The organism is Streptomyces sp. NPDC001056 (assembly GCF_053598955.1).
This window is the reverse complement of the sequence record NZ_JBSFLI010000015.1, coordinates 125,619-142,731: the sequence shown is the minus strand read 5'-3', so window position 1 is coordinate 142,731 and position 17,113 is coordinate 125,619. Positions and strand designations below refer to the sequence as shown.

The 17,113-nt window shown below is 72.6% G+C and carries 15 protein-coding genes; 6 read left to right on the top strand and 9 right to left on the bottom strand.

Translation table 11 applies throughout. The features are described from left to right. The first annotated feature begins 81 nt into the window (after positions 1-81). Complete coding sequence (locus ACWDD7_RS19665; protein WP_210976713.1) at positions 82-390, top strand: transposase; 309 nt, start codon at positions 82-84, stop codon at positions 388-390. Here ACWDD7_RS19665 and ACWDD7_RS19660 read toward each other — a convergent pair. Together ACWDD7_RS19660 and ACWDD7_RS19655 are read right to left on the bottom strand one after the other, a co-directional pair. After that, entirely contained in the window at positions 342-944 is a 603-nt protein-coding gene (locus tag ACWDD7_RS19660; protein ID WP_450458248.1) for a hypothetical protein, read from the bottom strand. The two genes, ACWDD7_RS19665 and ACWDD7_RS19660, sit on opposite strands and share 49 nt — an antisense overlap. Before the next feature lie 207 nt (positions 945-1,151). Continuing rightward, on the bottom strand, positions 1,152-2,786 hold the full coding sequence (locus ACWDD7_RS19655; protein ID WP_450458247.1) for a hypothetical protein: 1,635 nt from the start codon (positions 2,784-2,786) through the stop codon (positions 1,152-1,154). Between the two features lie 567 nt (positions 2,787-3,353). On the opposite strand from ACWDD7_RS19655, the gene ACWDD7_RS19650 reads away from it, so the two are divergent. From ACWDD7_RS19650 to ACWDD7_RS19630, 5 genes are all read left to right on the top strand, one after another. After that, positions 3,354-4,241, top strand: a complete 888-nt coding sequence (locus ACWDD7_RS19650) for a universal stress protein (RefSeq protein ID WP_450458276.1) — start codon at positions 3,354-3,356, stop codon at positions 4,239-4,241. Next, positions 4,238-4,669 carry a P-type ATPase gene (locus ACWDD7_RS19645; protein WP_450458246.1) on the top strand — a complete coding sequence of 144 codons (432 nt, stop codon included), beginning with the start codon at positions 4,238-4,240 and terminating at the stop codon, positions 4,667-4,669. Before ACWDD7_RS19650 ends, ACWDD7_RS19645 begins: the two co-directional genes overlap by 4 nt. 2 nt (positions 4,670-4,671) lie before the next feature. After that, a complete protein-coding gene (locus ACWDD7_RS19640; protein ID WP_450458245.1) occupies positions 4,672-5,520 on the top strand; it encodes a DMT family transporter in 849 nt (282 codons plus the stop codon). Positions 5,521-5,770: 250 nt separating this feature from the next. Next, a complete protein-coding gene (locus tag ACWDD7_RS19635; protein WP_450458244.1) occupies positions 5,771-9,280 on the top strand; it encodes a hypothetical protein in 3,510 nt (1,169 codons plus the stop codon). A 139-nt stretch (positions 9,281-9,419) separates the two neighbouring features. Next, positions 9,420-9,665, top strand: coding sequence for a hypothetical protein (locus ACWDD7_RS19630; protein ID WP_392218549.1), 246 nt, complete (start codon positions 9,420-9,422; stop codon positions 9,663-9,665). A gap of 251 nt (positions 9,666-9,916) precedes the next feature. On the opposite strand, the gene ACWDD7_RS19625 is transcribed toward ACWDD7_RS19630, so the two are convergent. From ACWDD7_RS19625 to ACWDD7_RS19595, 7 genes are all read right to left on the bottom strand, one after another. Beyond that, on the bottom strand, positions 9,917-11,161 hold the full coding sequence (locus ACWDD7_RS19625) for an ATP-grasp domain-containing protein (protein ID WP_450458243.1): 1,245 nt from the start codon (positions 11,159-11,161) through the stop codon (positions 9,917-9,919). A 113-nt stretch (positions 11,162-11,274) separates the two neighbouring features. Next, positions 11,275-12,330 carry a hypothetical protein gene (locus ACWDD7_RS19620; RefSeq protein ID WP_450458242.1) on the bottom strand — a complete coding sequence of 352 codons (1,056 nt, stop codon included), beginning with the start codon at positions 12,328-12,330 and terminating at the stop codon, positions 11,275-11,277. After that, positions 12,320-13,576, bottom strand: coding sequence for an MFS transporter (locus ACWDD7_RS19615; protein WP_351875588.1), 1,257 nt, complete (start codon positions 13,574-13,576; stop codon positions 12,320-12,322). The genes ACWDD7_RS19620 and ACWDD7_RS19615 overlap by 11 nt, the downstream gene beginning before the upstream one ends. Beyond that, complete coding sequence (locus ACWDD7_RS19610; protein WP_450458241.1) at positions 13,573-14,742, bottom strand: ATP-grasp domain-containing protein; 1,170 nt, start codon at positions 14,740-14,742, stop codon at positions 13,573-13,575. Before ACWDD7_RS19610 ends, ACWDD7_RS19615 begins: the two co-directional genes overlap by 4 nt. Next, positions 14,743-15,903: an ATP-grasp domain-containing protein gene (locus ACWDD7_RS19605; RefSeq protein ID WP_450458240.1), complete on the bottom strand. Its 1,161-nt coding sequence runs from the start codon at positions 15,901-15,903 to the stop codon at positions 14,743-14,745. It lies immediately after the preceding gene. Continuing rightward, entirely contained in the window at positions 15,900-16,352 is a 453-nt protein-coding gene (locus tag ACWDD7_RS19600) for an N-acetyltransferase family protein (protein WP_450458239.1), read from the bottom strand. The genes ACWDD7_RS19605 and ACWDD7_RS19600 overlap by 4 nt, the downstream gene beginning before the upstream one ends. Further along, positions 16,349-17,113 (bottom strand): class I SAM-dependent methyltransferase, encoded by a 765-nt coding sequence (locus ACWDD7_RS19595; RefSeq protein WP_450458237.1) that lies wholly within the window; start codon positions 17,111-17,113, stop codon positions 16,349-16,351. The genes ACWDD7_RS19600 and ACWDD7_RS19595 overlap by 4 nt, the downstream gene beginning before the upstream one ends.

The window sequence follows — 17,113 nt, the reverse complement described above, 5'->3', positions numbered from 1 at the left end:
GACCTGATCGAGGGGTCTGCTGCACGATCGGGTGACGTCTGAACTGGCTTGCCCTGTGGGGCGAGTGGGAAGGATGTCGCTGTGCCCAAGCCTTATCCGGAAGAGTTCCGCCAGGACGTCGTGCGGGTCGCGAGGAACCGCGGGCCGGGTGTGACGGTCGAGCAGGTGGCCACCGACTTCGGAGTCCATCCGATGACGTTGTGGAAGTGGATGCGCCGCGCGGACATCGACGACGGGAGCAAGCCCGGAACGACCAGCCAGGAGAGCGCCGAGCTTCGGCAAGCGCGTCGGCGGATCAAGCTGCTGGAGCAGGAGAACGAGGTCCTGCGCCGGGCCGCGGCCTACCTGTCGCAGGCACACCTTCCGGGAAAAGGATCTACCCGCTCGTGAGGGAGCTGGCCGGGGACGGGGTGCCCGTCACGGTTGCGTGCCGGGTGCTGAAGCTCGCCAGACAGCCCTACTACCGCTGGCTGGACCAGCCGGTGACCGATGCCATGCTGGAGGAGGCGTATCGCGCGAACGCACTGTTCGACGCGCACCGTGACGACCCGGAGTTCGGCTACCGCTTCCTCGCCGACGAAGCGCGTGGCGCCGGGGCCGTGATGGCGGACCGGACTGCATGGCGGATCTGCCGGGACAACCGCTGGTGGAGCGTGTTCGGCAAGAAGCGCGGCAAGGGCAAGGAGGCCGGCCCGCCGGTGCACGACGACCTGGTCCGCCGTGACTTCACCGCAACCTGCGCGAACCTCGTTGCGGATGCCGGTCAGGCGCAGGACCTCGATCGCGGCGAAGGCCCAGAAGGCTTCGGTCTCCTCGAAGGTGAGGTTCCGCCGCCGCCCGGTCGAGGTCTCCTCGGCCCAGGTCAGGTGCCCTGCGGCCTTGGGCGCGACGGCTCTGCGCAACCGCGTGCAGGAACCGCCACCACCGCAGCAGGTCCATGCCATAGGAGCGGACGGTCGCCGCCGCCTTCCCGGCTGCGAGTAACTCCTGGAAGAACACCGCGATCGGAACCACGGCCGCGCCGTCGGCGTCGACGAGCCGGTAGGGCTCGTACCGGTCGCCGGTCTCCACCAGCCGACCCGACCGAGGAACGGCCGATCTCGACAGATCCCCAAGCAACACCAGCACCCACATGGTTGCGGCTCGGCGCGCTACTTCGCCGACTGGGTGAACGTGAGGATCCTCGGTGTCAGGAGCTTGGTGGAGTCAGGTCCGCGTTCGGTTCCCGGCTTGACGTAGTCACGCAGCGAGGCCATGAACATGCCGTGCAGAGCCGGGTCGCCCTCCCCGGCGGTGCCCGCGCGTGGCGGCAGCATGCCGGTGGTGATCTCGGTGCAGTTCTTCGGCCAGTCGGGCACGCCCCGCAGTACCGAACAGTCCCGGCTGAAGTAGTGCACGAAGAACTTGTCGCTGTGCTCGACCGTTTTGGCGTAGTCCTCCGCGGAACCCTTGAGACCGGTGTCCAGGACGTTCGCCACGCCGGCCATCAGCGAGGCGTCGTTGGCGGAGAGGGCGGTGTACGTGGCGTTTCCGGTCTCGGTGGCGAGGGTGTCGACCACCGCGTAGACCTGCCCGGAGTCGATCGGCAGCGGCCGGGAGAGGAAGTAGGCCGCGTCCTGCTGGTCGCCCAGGCAGTTCATGCCGATCTTGCGGCAGTACGGTCCGGTCCACCCGAAGTCCCGTACCAGGTCGGGCAGCGGGGCGGATGCCGACTGCTGCTGCCCGCAGTCGCGGGTGCGCAGGCGCGCCGCGGTGCTGACGCGGTCGCACACCGCTGCGACCAGGTTTCGCATGTCATCCGCCAGGTACGCCTCGTTGTTCGCGGTTCGCTTCGCGAAGGTCAGTGCCCCGTAGCGCTGGACGGGGCCCACGGAGGCAGGGGCGCGTACTCGCATCACCGTCAGCGGGGGATTCTTCCGCCATTTGTCCGCGGCCTGCTGCTGGTCCGGGGCGGGGACGGCGTACCGGAACGTGGTGAAGAAGTCGATGGCGTTCTTTCCCATGCCCAGCGGCCCGATCGGGCCGAGGTTGTCACGGGCGGGGATCTGCTCGGTGAAGATGTCCTCGTCGGGAACCCCCTGGGCGTGCAGTGCGCGACGTACGGCGTGGTCGGTGGTGGCGCTGGGGGTGATGATGAAGTACCGGTTCTTGTCGAAGGGCTGACCGGACTGCCGTTCCATGACGACGTTGTTGACGATGTCTCCGAGCGCGGACGCGCTCTGGGTCCGCTCCGACCGCGGGGCGTCGGGTGGGATCGTGTCGAAGAGGTACTGCAGGGGCACGGGCTGATCGGGCTTCTGCTCCCACTTGCGGCGGTCACTGGCCTTCCAGTGACCGTCCTGGCTGAATTCCCACGTCTGCAGCCCCATGTAGCGACCAGGCGGAGGCATCTTCCCGTACATCACCACCGCGTCCCGCGGGTCGAGTCGGTAGGTGGAGGTGTAGCCGGGCCGCATGGAACCGAAGGCGTTCACCACGGCGGGATCCACGTACTCGTTCGGCCAGGTCTTCACGACGGGTGTCACGTAGGGGGCCGCAGGGTTGTTCGCGTAGCAGTTCCTCATCCGCGGGTAGGTGAAGTCCTTGCAGTCCTGCTGGGTGTACAGCCTCGCGTATCCGGGATTGACCCGGAACCCGTTCTTCTGCAGGTCGGCGACCAGCCCGGTCGTCATCGCGTCACCGGCCGTGTCTTCCCCCGCTCCGGGCTGGTGCCGACCGCACCCGGCCACGGCGAGCAGCATCACGCACATCAGCGAATACCAGACCCTCGGCGCGACGTGGCCCATGATCATCCCTTCCGGCGGTTCGATGACGTGGGTGCTGCCGCAGCCAGGTCCGAACCATGGTCGGCACCCTCGGGCATGGTCGCTCGCTGCACCAGCAGTCTCACCGCGGGTGTTCGGTCGAGGCAAACACAGCGGGCAATCGGGCGAGGGTGACCCCGCAGCGACCAGCCACCGTGCCGCACGGTCACGGCCCGGCTCGCCGGTGGCCCGAGCGGCCACGGCGGCCATGGTGGCCACCGCTCGCTCACACCGCTGTCCGACGGCCCTCAAGGACCGTTTCGGACGTAACCGGTCCCCGATCGTGCGCTCCATGAGCGTGCGCTCCATGAACGTGGGCTTGCATGCCATGCCGTCGCCCTCCGCGCCCCGTACGCATTCCAGGTGGGCAGGACCGTCGCCGGATCCTGGGAGACAGTGGGATGTGAGGAGGGTTCTGCCCATGATGACTACCAAGCCCCGGGCCGTGTGGCCTCGGCGTTTCCTTCCGGACGGCCCCAGGTGCCCGGGACGGACCGACCGCGGCCGATGGCCGGCACGCGCGACGCGTCGGTGGACGGGGAACGCACCATGAGTCCGCCGGTCGTGGTCGGGGTCGACGGCTCGCCGTCGAGCCTGGAGGCTGTGACGGTAGCGGCGCATGAGGCGCGGCTTCGCGGGTGCGCGTTGAAGGTGGTCAACGCGTTCTTCTGGCCTGCCGTGCATGCACCGCTCGGTCCGTGGTCGGCGGCGTCGGCCGAGGAGGCGCTGCGGGAGGTGGCCGGACGTCTGGTGGCCCGGGCGGTGGAACATGCCCGTTCTGTGGCCCCTGACGTCGAGGTCGGTGACTCGGTGGTGGCGGGTGGGCCGCTGACGGTGCTGGAGGCCCAGTCGCGCACGGCGGCACTGGTGGTGGTCGGCAGTCGGGGGCTGGGAGGCTTCGCGGGGTTGATGCTGGGGTCGACCGCGGTCCATCTGGCCGCGCACGCGCGCTGCCCGGTCCTGGTGGTGCGTGAGCGTGCCGACGACACCGGCCCGGTCCTCCTCGGCGTCGACGGCTCACCGGCCGCTGAAGCCGCCGTGGAGTTCGCCTTCGCGGAAGCCGCCCTGCGCGGCGCCGGCGTCGAGGCCTTGCACGCGTGGACACCGTGGAGCGTGCCGGTTCCTCCGTCGCCGGATCCGTCGGAGCCCTATGCGCTGGCTCCGGGCATGCTCGCGGACGGCGAAAGGCGCCTGCTGGCGGAAGCGGTCGCCGGCCAGCAGGAACGGTACCCGGATGTCCCGGTCGTGCAGACGGTGGTGAGGGACGGTGCCCGCGAGGCGCTGATCGGGGCGAGTGCGAGGGCCGGGCTGCTTGTCGTCGGTGCCCGCGGGCGCGGCGGGTTCACCGGCCTGCTCCTCGGCTCCGTCAGTCAGGCGGTTCTGCATCACGCGCACTGCCCGGTCGCGGTCGTCCGAGGTTCCGGCGACCGGCAGTGAGGCTGCCGGGGGGCCTCTCCCGGCGGCCGGCGGCGGCCTGCTGCGGCTGGTGCGCCGCGGGCCCGCGACGTCAGGTGCCTTCCGCCGATCCGGTTCCCGGGGATCTGGTGCCGGCGGAGGCGGGTGACGAGGTTCCTGCCGATGTCCGGCTGGTCAGGGCCGACGACCCGCGTGTGGACGAGTGGGCGTTGACGGGTGAGTCCGCCCGTCAACCTCTTCAGCCGCCGCTCCCCGACCCGCTCGGCATGGCACCTCGGCCTGTTCACCGACCGGTGGATCACGGCGGCGTCCTCACCCGGGCGGCCGGACGACTCGCCCTCATCCACCTCCCGGCCACGAACCACCTCCTCGTCGCCGCGAACAAACGCCCGCGCCGCCGACCGACTCCCGCTGGTGTGCGGCTTCGCCGGTCGGCGAGCATCCTGTGATCATGGCCATCGCCGTTGCCGTACCGGCCGCGCTCCTGGCCGCCTGCTGTTTCGCCGTGGCGGCCGTACTGCAGCAGGAGGCCGCCGCGGCCGTACCCGAGAAGGAGTCCCTCCGGCTGGGGCTGCTCCGGGCTCTGGTCCACCGGCCGCAGTGGCTCGCCGGCATCGCCCTGTCGGCCTTCTCCTTCGTCATCCAGGGCGCGGCACTCGCCTTCGGCCCACTGGTGCTCGTGCTGCCGCTGGCCTCGACAGACCTCCTCTTCGCCCTGCCGCTCATCGCCTGGCGCAGGCGCAGGCGTCTCACCCGGAGGGACGTGACAGGCGCGGTGTGCACCGCCGGCGGCGTGGCCGCCTTCCTGGCCGTGCTGCCCTACTCCGCGGGCGAGGGCCGGCCCGGCTTGTGGGACTGGCTGCCGCTCCTGGCGGTCGTCGCGGCCTGTGTCACCGTGCTCGTGCCCGCCGGGCTCCGGACCTCCGGCCGGGTGCGCGCGGGTGTGTACGCAGCGGCCGCCGGGCTGCTCTTCGCGCTGCTGGACGCGCTGACGAAGAGCGCGGCAGGCCTCTTCCGGGACCGGGGCCTGGCCGCGCTGGGCCACTGGGAGCCGTACTCCCTGCTCCTCGTCGGCGGAGCGGGGTTGCTGCTGGCACAGAGCTCCTTCCAGGCAGGATCGCTGGCGGTCAGCCTTCCCCTCATCGACACCATCGAGCCGATCGGTGCCGTCCTGATCGGAGCCGCGGTCTTCCACGAACGCCTGGCCACGTCCGGGTACCTCGCCATCCAGATCCTCGGCACGGCCCTGGCCGTGACCGGCATCGTCATCCTGGACAAGTCACCGCTGGTACGCATGTGAACCTGGCCGCATCAGCAGGCGACGCACCGCGCCGACGCGCGCTCCGGTCATCTGCGGCCCGCCCGCCCCGGACGCGTGTCCGCGAGAAATCCGCAGCAGCCGACCGCGGCGATCATGCCGCCCTCGTCATCATCATGCCGGTCGCCGCGCCGAGCCGTCGTGGTACGGCGGCTCGTCGACCGCGGCCTGCCGGCCGTTCTGAACGCGAACCCCCGAGGCTGACGTCAGTGCCGTGCCTACCATGGCGACCATGACGAAAACGCAGGTGGGGGCGGCCGGGCGGCTGCTGCGCGAGATGGCCGCGGCCGGTCGGGACGCGAAGGGCGCGGGCCCGAGAGATGGTGCCGCGCTGCGGGCGGTGGAGCGGGCTCGCCCCGCGCGCTCGGTGGCGGCCAAGGTCGCCGCCGCGGGCGGAGTCGACGACGAGACGGCCTCCTTGCTCAGCGAGTTGACGAGGCGCCATCTCGGTGCGGACGCGGGCCGTTGGCGCGGGCTGCACGACGCGCTGGCCGGGCACCGCGGCGATCTGCCCGAGCTGCTCGCCGCGCCGCCGATGCCACCGACGCCCCCGATGGCCGACGACACGCTCCGTCCTCCCGCGCCCCGCAGTGTCCACCGCACGCTTGGCCTGCTCCTTGAGCACGCGGAGCCGCAGCATGCCGCCGCCGCGTTCGCCGCCCTGCCGGAGCGGGTGACGACGGAGCTGCTTGCCGGCGGGACCGCGCCGGGGGACGCCCTCCTCACCGCCGTCGTCGACCACGGTGACACGCGCACCCGGGCAGCCCTGGCCCGCCATCCCCGGCTCGACGCCCGCGTCCTCGCCCGGCTGGCCGCTGTCGGCGACGCCCAGGTCGCCGCGGCGGTCTATCGCAACCCGCGCACCACCCAGTCCCTGCGCCGCACCATCGTGGAGCGGCTCGACACCGTGCCGCTGGACGACGCGTTGCGCGCCGAGCTGACGGCGCCGCACGGCCAGGTCCCGCGCACCTGGCTCGCCCCGCTGCTCGGCTCGGGCGACCCGCAGCTCGTGGTGCCGGCACTGAGGTGGGGCGTGCGCCAAGTCGCCCAGCAGTACGCCCTGCTGAGAATCTGGGAGCGGACCGGCCCGGACGCCGTACACGCCCTGCTCGACGACCCCGCCGCAGCCTCCTGGCTCAGCCGGTCCGTCGTGGATACGGTCATCGCGGCCCTGGCCGCCCCGGACGACGACGGGCTGCGCCGACTGCGCGCGCAGGGCGAGCCGTACGCGGACCCCGCCCGGCTGCCCGCGCTGCTCGCCACCGCCCGGGGCACCAGCACCCTGAGCCAGCTGCTGTCCGAGCCGTACACCCATGATCTCGGCGCCCTCGCCGCGGCCCATGCCGCGACCCCGTTCATGCCCAAGGCCTGCGAGGAGCTGGCCCGCCACGAGGCGGCGAGTGACGCGCAGCGCCACGCGTTCCGGCTGAGTGTCCTCAACGAGCCGTGGCGGGCCGGGGGCCGTCGTGCGGGCAACAGCACCCCACCCGCACAGCGCCTCGCGGAGGAGGAACTCGACGAGAGCGCCGCCGTCTGGGCGGAGGGCATGGCGGCGGCGGGGCTTCTCGACCCGGTCGAGCTGATCGGCACCGCGCGCCCCGCCGCCCGCGCCCTGGCCGCGCTCGCTCGCCTCGCGGAACGGGATCTGCTGGGCGCGGCGGCGGCCGCCGAGCTGCGCGCGTTGACGGAGGCGCATCTGGACGAACGGGGGCGTGCCTGGGCGGCGCTCGATGTCCTGCTGCCCGAACACCGGGGAACGATCGCGGAGCTGATAGCCGAGGCGGGCAAGGCCGCGGCTGAGGCCGTCGCCGAGCCCGAACCGCCGGCCGAGCCCGTGACACCGGCCCCGGAACCCGCGTCCCGGGGGGTCCTCCACCGGCGCGACCGTGTGCACGCTCTGGCTGCGCTCGACCTGCTGTACTCCCTCGGCCCGGACGATGCGCCCCGGCCGAAGGATCCCGAGGTGCTGCGCGCGCTGGCCGGGTACGAGCCGGCGACCGCGCCCGGCCTCGCCGTCCCCCGCTGGTTCGCCGTCGCCTGCGCCCTCCACGACATCCCCGTGCCCGGCAACGGCCTCGCGTGCGAGGCGCCCGGCCTCGCGCAGGTGCGTGCACGGCTCCCCGAGACGTACGAATCCGGCGCGCAGCACACCGAACGCGCTTACGCACAGGGCGTGTTGTCCTCCGACGAACTGCTCACCCTGCTGCCCGCGCGGCGCCTTCTCCTGCTGCCTCACGACTGGCGGCGACTCGCGTTCGCCGACGCCTGGCGGACCGCCCTCGCCCGTCGGCTGCACGCCGAACTCGGCACCGACCCCGACGCCTGGCTCCGCCTGGCCGCGACCGTGACGGCGTCCGAAACCGCCTCGGAGGGGCTGACCTGGGCGGAGTTGTTGGAGCGCGCGCGGTCCGGGGCCGGCCCGGCGGCGAGCGCGGGAACGTCCATCGGCAGCACCAGGCCGGGCACCCCCGACGAGGCGATCAAGCTCCTGGAGCGCGGTGACCATCTGTGGGCCTGGCCGGAGGGCACCCTGCTCTGCCTCGCCGACGCGGAGGTGGTCGACGCCGTACTGCCCCGGCTCGGCCCCGACGGACCCTGGCTGCTCGCCGCGTACCTGCTGCGCTACGACCGTACACCGCGCGTCGCCCTCGGCCGGCTGCTCGCGGACCGCGACCACGACGCGCTGCGCGTCCTCGCCGCCCAGTCCCGCTGGTTGGAGCAAAGCGGCGCGGTGGAGCACCTCGTCGACCTCGACGATCCCGAGGTCGACCTCGCCCTGCTGCGGCACTGGACACCCCGTCCCGCCGTCCACCGGATCGTGACCCGGTCGCGGCCCGGCGCCGGGCGGCCGTCCCTGGGCGCCCGGGTGCTGGCCGACTGGCGTGCCGAGGGCTCCGCCTGGCCGGCCGGCGGTCTGATGTGGCTGTGCTCCGCCGAACCCGACCTCGTGGCGGAGTTGCTCGAAAGAGAGGGCCTGCGACTTGGCCTTGGGCATCAACTACTCGGCTGCCTAAGCCTGTTCGAGCACGGTGGTGCCGACCGGCTGGCGCGGCTCGCGGGGCGGAACCTGCTGGGACCCTCCGCCGCAACCGTATGCGCGAAGGCCCTGGCGTCCGCCGACCCCGCCGCCGTCATCCGCGCCCGGCTCGACCGCGAAATCGCGCCGGACAAGCTCGTCCGGAAGCTGCGGCGCGCCCAGCACGCCTGGCGCGCACGTGACATCGTCGAATCCCTCCCGCCGGGCGAGCCCGTGGACTGGGCCGCTCTCGAAGCCGCCCATGCCCAGGAACCGCTCCCGTACTGGCAGGACATCGTCCGCCTGGACGGCGTCCCCGAGGACGTACGGCTGCGGCACGCGGCGCTGCTGCCCGAGCCGGGCCCCGACGGCCTGCCCGGCAGCGCGCGGCTCACCAGGGAGCGGGCCCGGCACGGTCTGGGCGGCCACTTCCACTGCGCGCCGTCCACCCAGATAGACGGGCTGCTCACGGCGGGGCTCCTCGACGGCGCGGACCTGGTGCGCCTCGCGGCACCGGCCGCGCGGCTGCTCGCCTACCTGGGCGGCGCCGCACGCCGCACGGACGCCCCACCCGAGGCCGCCGAGTCCCGTACCATCCTCGCGGACCTCGTGCGCTCCGGACTCGGCACGGACCCGGTGGCCTGGCGCCGGGTCGCCGAGCGGCTGACCGGCCTCGACCCCGAGTGGGATCCGGTCTCGACGGTGGAGGCGCTGCTCGCCGGCTGACCGTGCTTCGCCGGGTTCCGGCTCCGGCCCAGCTTCCGGCCAGGAGGCCGCCGCAGGTGGTGCAGGCGCGGTAGGCGCCTGAGCCTGCGGTGGCTCTCCGCTCGCATTCAATGGCCAGCGGGTCCGGCTGGAGCCGTTGTTGCCGCGAGGCATCGAGCCGGGCCGTCCGCCGGTGTGGACGGGGCAGCGCGACGGCACCTGGGCCAGGGGCATCCGTCAGCTCCAGGCTCGGGCCGACGGGAAAGGTCTGATCACCGGGGACGTGAGTGTCGACTCCACCGTCTGCCGGGCCCATCAGCACGCCGCCGGGGCGGGCGGGAACCGCCCGGCGGCACTGCCGTCCGGCCGGCCCACCACGGGCTCGGACGCTTCCGAGGCGGGCTGAGCACAAAGATCCACCTCGCCGTCGAGCAGGGACGGAAGCCACTGTCCGCAACCGCCAGAAGCCCGGCTCCCGAGGCGATCGGCCACCGACGTTCGACGAGGCCGGCTCCCGCGAGCGGCACGCGGTCGAGTGCGGGATCGACCGTCTCGAACGCCGGGCCGTGGCCACGAGGACGGCGGCGAGCTCCGATGCTCCGATGCTCCGATGCGGGGTGAACGAGTCGTTCCCGCCGCAGGAGACGGCCGCCGCCGTCAGGACGCGGCGGCGGAACGTGCGGCGGCCGTGAACCAGGCGGCGACGTCCGCCGCGGTCGATTCCACGTCCGCGACGCTGGTTCCCCGCACCACGGCGCGGCCGGCGCGGGTGGTGGTGGTCCGGGGGCTCGTCATGACCGAGCCCACCGCGAGCTTCAGCTCCGCGTCGACCACGCCGGCCCTGGCCCGGATGTCCTCGACCGAGGGCATGCAGAGCACCCTTCCCGGCGGAGCGCTCAGGGTGACCCAGCCGAACAGCCCCCCGCCGAGCGGCCCACCGGTTCGTACGGGCGGGGCGGCACCCATCACCGCCGCCGCCCAGTGCCGGTGCAGATCGACGCCGGTGGTCAGCAGGACGGTCCGGTCGATGCGTCCGCCCGCGATACGGCCGCCGCACTCGCCGAAGACGAGCGTGCCGTCCGCCTGCTCGAAAGCCTCCAGGTGGTACACCCCGTCGGCGAAGCCCAGGGCGTCGGCCGTCTGCCGGACCAGGTGCCGGGCCCGGGTGTAGCGCGGTTCCTCCTCCGCGGCCCGCAGCGCGACCGAGCCGTTGAGCGCGCCGTCCAGGGCGGTGATCTGGTTCTTGAAGTACCGGGACACGCAGATCTCGACCACCTGCCCGTCCCTGATCGCACCGTCGATGTGCAGTTCGTCGCCCGGCACGAACTCCTCGCACAGCCAGGGACCCGCACCGTGCTCACGCTGCCAGAGGGCGACGTCGGCCGCGGAGCGCAGCGCCATGGTGTCCTGCGCCCCCGCCCCCGACGGCGGCTTGACCACGACCGGCAGCCCGCCCACCTCGGCCACGGCCTGCGCCAGTTCTCCCGGCCGGGCGAAGACCGCGGACCGTGCCAACGGCACGCCGACGCGGCGCAGTGCCGTCTTCTGGGCCTGCTTGTCGCGCAACAGCACCGCTGTGGACAGCGGCAGCGCACGCGCCGCGCAGGACGCCCCGATCAGCGCGGCCGGCACCAGACCGTGCTCCAGGGCGCTGGTGACCACGTCGAACTCGCCGGGCCCGATCCCGTCACGGGCCAGTCCCAGCAGGACCTGCTCGGCGTCCATCGGGTCCTCGACCACCACGATCCGCTCGACCAGGCCACGCCCCGACAGCGAGGCCGCGTGCCGGGGCGTGGCGACGCAGGTGATCCGTGCCCCCCGCTCCCCCAGTGCCGCCACGGCCTCGTCCGGCTTCGCGCCGAGCAGCAGGACCCGGCCGCCGCCGTCACCGACACCACGCACCTTCTTCTCCTCCCGAGGTAACCACCGTCCGCAATCACCGCGGGGACCGCCGCGGTGCCCGCCCACCGGCTCGTCACAGCACGCTTCGCCACCGGCCCCGCCACTTCTCCCGGTCACCCGGCAACCGGCCCGGCGTGCTCGAACGGGTCGATCCGCTTCGCGAAGTCCCCGTGCTCGGCGACCGCGAGCCCCTGGCTGTACGGCACGCCCTGGCGCTCCAGTTGCACCGCGACCGCCGGTGACGGCCCGACGAACCGAAGCAGGTCGACATCCGGGACCACCGTGACCCTCGGGTCGCGCATGTCCTCGGCGGCGGCCTGCCGCAGGGCGCCGAGGCGGTGCTCGACATGCGGCCAGTAGCCGGCCATCTTGGCGCCGCCCAGCACGTGGCAGTCGCCCAGCAGCGCGAGCGTCGCCAGGTTGCTGTAGTTGTCGAACACGGTCGCCTGTCGCGCCGGGCATTCCACGAGCACGCCGTCGGGACCGGTCCGCCGTCCCTGCGCCTGGTCGGTGAGCAGACGGCACCAGTCGAGCAGTTGCTCGTCGGTCGCGGACGACGGGTCGGCCGCCTGCTCCCGCACGAAGGAGACGAGCAGGGAGAGCGGCAGGTAGGTCACCGTCCGCCCGGACACCATGCCGGCCGCCCGCTCGACCACCGAGCCGAGCAGCATGTAGGAGACGGCCAGGTCCGCTCCCCACCGTGCGGCGCGGGACGCGTCGAGGTCGGTCCGGGACGCTCCCTCGGGCACGACGTCCATCGGCGGCCGGCCGGCGACGATCACGTGCTTGCGCTTCTTGTTCCGGGAGAACTGGCGGTGGCAGCGCACCTTCTCGTCCTCGCCCATATACCACCAGGCGTAGGGCCGCCAGCCGAGATCGGAGAAGTTGACGTGGGTAAGGACGACGCGCACGTGGTGGGCCGGGTTCGCGGCCCGCCGCTGGACGCTTCCCGCGTACCAGCAGACCCGCGTGCGCGGGTCGAACACATTGGGGCTGGCGTGCGGCAGCGACACCAGGACGGACTCGCTCGCCGCCCACCGGTCCAGCGCGGTGTCGTCGAGACCCAGCAGGGCCAGGGCTTCGTCGGTCGCCGCGGCCGGAGCGTCCGCGCGGACCAGGTCCAGGCGCCTGCGCCGTACGTAGTCGATGAACGCCGTCTTAGTTCGCACCGACCAGTTCCTCCATCTCCCTGCTCCGTCCCACGCCCCACCAGCTGAACCCGGCCGCGCCCAGCACGAGGGCGAGCGCGAACCAGGCGGCGGTGAGGCCGAGTGCTTCGACGAGCCAGCCGGCCACGAGTGCGCCACCGCACTTGGCGACCCCCGCGACGGCGTTGCGCACCACCGTGAACCGGCCCACCTGGTCCTCCGGAGGCGCCTGGTTGGTCAGCACCTGCATCACCATCACATGGGTGGTGACGACGGCGCTGAGCACGAGGAAGAGCATGACGACGGCGGCCGGCCAGCGGGTGGCGGCGATGCCGACGGCCAACGCGGCTCCGGCGAGGAACGCGGTCCGCAGGACGAGGTCCGACGACAGCCGCCCGCTGGACAGTGCCGTACCCGCGAGGAATCCGCCGCTCATGCCGGCCACGCTGAGCACCGCGTAGAAGTCGCCGGACCCGGGCGACACCGTCTGCGCCAGCGGAACGGCGACGGTCGATATGAAGGGCAGTGCGCCACTGCTGGGGAACGAGTACAGAAGGATCGTACGCAGGACCCGCGAACCGGCCAGCGGGCTCCTCGCTCGCTCCTCCCGACTCGGCGCCGCGACCGGCCCGGTGTCGCGCGCCGCGGCCACCGGCGGGTCCTCGGCCCCGCGCGGCGGCGGCGGTGCGGCGCGCCGCACCGCCATGAGTCCGGCCAGGTAGAGCAGGGCCGTGGTGGCGAAACACCAGCCGACCGCGCCGAACCCCAGCAGCACGCCCGCGGCCCCGCCGCCGACCGCCCCGCCCGCCTGCGCCAGCGAGGTGGAGCGCTGGCGCAGCCGTACGGCGTCGGCCGCTGCGTACCCTTGGCGGATGAACCGCCCCGCGTGCGCCTTGTTCATCGTCTTCACGAAGCTCAGGCTGCACTGCACGGCGGCGAACGCGCCCAGAGCCGGCCCCGGGGGCGAGCCGGCCGTCCACACCAGGGTGAGCAGCACGGACCCGGCGAACAGCACCCAGTTCGTCATGGACAGCCGGTGAACCGCGTCTCCGGAGTCGGCCCGCTTGCGGACGATCAGCCCCAGGACGACGCCCGGCAGGTACGCCGCGGCGTTCATCGCCCCGGTCACCACCGCGTTGTGGCTCAGGCGGTAGGAGGCCCACATGATGGTGACCGCCTGGAGTGTCTCGGCGACACTGCTCGTGCAGAAGAAGGCGAGCAGCCACCTGCCGCTGCGCGCCGACCGAGAGGTTGCCTCCTGCTTCATTCGGCCGTGCCGATTCCCGTGGTCACCGACGCGGCACCGCTCGGGGTCATGACGGCGGCGCGCAGCCGGTCGGCCCCCTCGGCGGTCAGGCCCTCGAAGTAGGCGCGGTACTCGAAGTCGCAGGAGTTCGTCGGATCGGCGCCCCGGGCCCTGTTCCCTTCGCCGATGAGGACGACGCCGGGCAACCGGCTGGCCTGCGCCGCGGGCAGCGGCAGGGTGCCGTCAGGGTTGGGGCGGGCCCAGAGCATCCCGCTGATCTCGGCCGCCGGACGCAGCGGTGCGAACCCGAGACCGTCCATACCGAGCTGCGCGGCCACGAAGGCGCCCCAGATGTCCGCTCCGGTCGTGACGCGCAGCAGTTCCCCCCAGCCGGCACCGGCCGGACGCAGACCGACCTCGCCGAAGGACAGGCGGGCACCGTCGTACAGGAACTCCACGTGGAAGACGCCGTCGCCGGCGTCGAGTTCCTCGATCACCCGGTGCGCGAGTTCGGTCAGCCGGGGCCGCAGCGGATCGTCGCGGCGCAGGAACGACGTGCCCCAGGTGCCGGCGGTCTGCAACGCCGGCCGGTCGTACTCGGAGATCACCAGCCAGGAGACCCGGCCGTCGTGGAAGGCACCGTCGCAGTGGAACTCACGCTCGACCGCGACGGCCTCCTCGACCAGCCACAGGCCGTCCTGGCCCGCGAGCCAGGCGCGGGCCTGGCCGGCCGGCATCCGGCGTACGTCGCGTGATGCCGAGGAAGCGATCGGCTTCACGACCACCTCGGTGACGTCGGCGCCGTCCTGCGGCCCGTCGGCCAGGAACCGTCCGGACAGCCAGGCGCGGGGGGAAGGCACGACGGGGCCCAGCCTGCCGCGCATCCGCCACTTGTTCGTCACCAGCAGGCTCTGCGCGTAGTCGAGTCCCGGCAGGCCGTACTGGCTGCGCAGGAACCCGGCGGCGAGCATGGTGCTCTCGCTCGTCGCCACCACTGCGGCGAACGGCCGACGGGCCATCAGCTCGTCGGCGGCCCGCAGGAGTTCGGGTCCCGGTAGCCCGCCGTGCCGCTCCGCGTCGGCGGGAAGACGGACGAACTCGTGGGTGTCCGAAAAGGTGTCCATGGCCCGGCGGGCCCATTCCTTGTCGCGCCCGAGCACGAGCACGCGGGCCCTGGATTCCGACACTTAGGCGCTCCGGTTGAAGTCAGCTATCGCACGCAGTTCGCGCACCAGTTCCTTGTGGGTCGCCGCCTTGACGATGGCGTGTCCGCAGCGACCGTAGATGCCCTGCCGGCCGTTCTCCGGCGCGGGGTAGTCCAGCTCGACCACCTCGAAGCGGTCGCGGAAGGAGTCCTCCGTCAGGTCCGGGTCGGGGCTGCGGACGAGGTAGATCCAGCCGAACAGGTCGGCAGGCTCGCTCGCCTGAGCGGGTACCTCGGGCACCCGGCGGAGGGCCACGTCGATCGTGGCACCGTACAGATCGACCCCGTGCGTCATGCGCAGCACCTCGGGCGTCAGGGCGCCGGCCGGCCGCGCTCCCACCTCGCCCAGGACCAGTTCCCCGTCGGGCCTGATGAACGCCTCAAGGTGGAAGACGGTGTCGGGGGCGGCCAGCTCGCGCAGCACGTCGGCCGCGAACCGGGTGGCGCGGTCGGCCAGTTCGCTCTCGGCAGGGCCGAGGGGCGCGTCGGCGACCGCCTTCCCCCGGGTCCAGCCCATCAGCGGGTCGAGGTAGCTCGACACCGCCGCCCACATGGGGCGGCCGTCCCACCACACGCCGTCGACGTGGATCTCGCGGCCTTCGACGAACGACTCGGCAACCGTCCGGACGTCGGACACGAACGGATGGCGGCGCAGATAGTCGTCGAGTTCGGCCTGGTCGTGGACGGCCTCCGTGGCCTGGGAGCCGAAGCCGTCCGCCGGCTTGACCACGAAGGTCGCGCCCAGGCGCTCCGCCAGCGCCGCGTAGTCGGGATCGGAGGGTTTCACGTACACGCAGTCGGCCGTCGGAACGGCCGGGGACACAGCGCGCTTCTGGATCCGTTTGTCGCGGAACCTCAGGCACCGCGCCGGGTCGGTGTCGCCGGGCAGCCCGAACACCGAGCGCACCACCGTAGCCGCGAACATGGGGTGTTCGTGGCCGGTGACGACCGCGCTGATGCCGCCGCCCGGGTACTCCGTGACGGCACGCAGGACCTCCTCGGCGTCGGCGAGGTCGGCGACCCTCGTGTACGACAGGCCGCTCAGGCCGGGCTTGAGCTTGTCGACGACGAAGTGCAGATCCAGGTTCCGTCGCCGAGCCGCCTCGACGAACCCTGCTCGATACCCCAGACAGACAACAGTCACTCTCGTGCACCGATCTCTTTGACGTATAGGTGGTGGGCCGGGGGGAACGGTCGCGTTCGCCGGTACCCCAGGGAGGTGAAGAACTCGATGTTGGCGCCGAGGCTGTCGCGCAGGGCGACGACCATACGGCGTGTTCCCAGGTCGAGGGCCCGCTCCTCAACGGCGGCGACCAGTCGCGTCCCTATGCCGCGCCGGCGCCAGGGGGCGGTGACGGACAGCGCGTCCAGGGTGTGTCCCTCCGGATCCGGCGTCTGGTGCACCACGCCCACGAGTCCGTCCTCCGTGTGCGCCATCAGCCAGGAGGAGGCGCAGGCCCGGACGGTCCTGTCGGACCATTTCAGAGCGGTCGGCCGGAACCCCGCCGCGAAAGGCCGGTAGACCTCCTGGACCAGGTCCGCCACGGACGTCGCGTCGGCGGCACGCGCCTGCCGGATCCGGACGGTGATCATCGCGGTCGGACGGCGTAGAACGCCTCACTGACGTAGGGGACCTCCACTCGCCCACGGTCCTCGTGCTGCGCGCACAGCCGGCGCACCCGGGCGTAGAAGACCGGCCCGACCGCGGCTACGGCCCGCTGGGCCTGGGTGGAGGAGGAACTCATGGTGACGAATTCCTCGACCGTCAGCGTCTGGGTCCAGTCGGCCGCCCGGCGCTCCACCTGCGTGAACGCCCCGCTCAGTTCGGCGGCGACGTCGAAGCTGCGGTAGGAGCGGCTGTAGCCCGGCGAGAGTTCCTCCAGCAGGTCCTCGTACGCGGAGGCGAATCCGCCGGCAGCGTGGTTGCGGTTGTTCTGGATGACCAGGCACACCCCGGTGGGGCTCAGGCACCTGGCGGCCTCCCGCACGTAGGCGGCCCGGTCCATCCACTGGTAGGACTGGGCGGCGACCACGAGGTCGTAGGTGGCGGACGGGCACGAGGCGAGGTAGTCCTCGGCCGTGCCTTCATGCCATACGACCTGCGGGAACTTCTCACGTCCGACACGGATCATGTCCGTCGACACGTCGACCGCGTGCACCTCCGCGTCGGCGGGCAGCCGCGGTAGCAGTCCCTCCAGGGCGATACCGGTGCCGGCCCCGGCGTCGACGACCCTCAGCCGGCCGGCCTTCTTGAGGTACTCGCCGAGGTGCTGGAACAGTTCGGCCGGGTAGCGCGGCCGCGCCTGATCGTAGTTGTTGGCCAGTCCGTCGAACTTGGCTTCGGAAGTGGACAA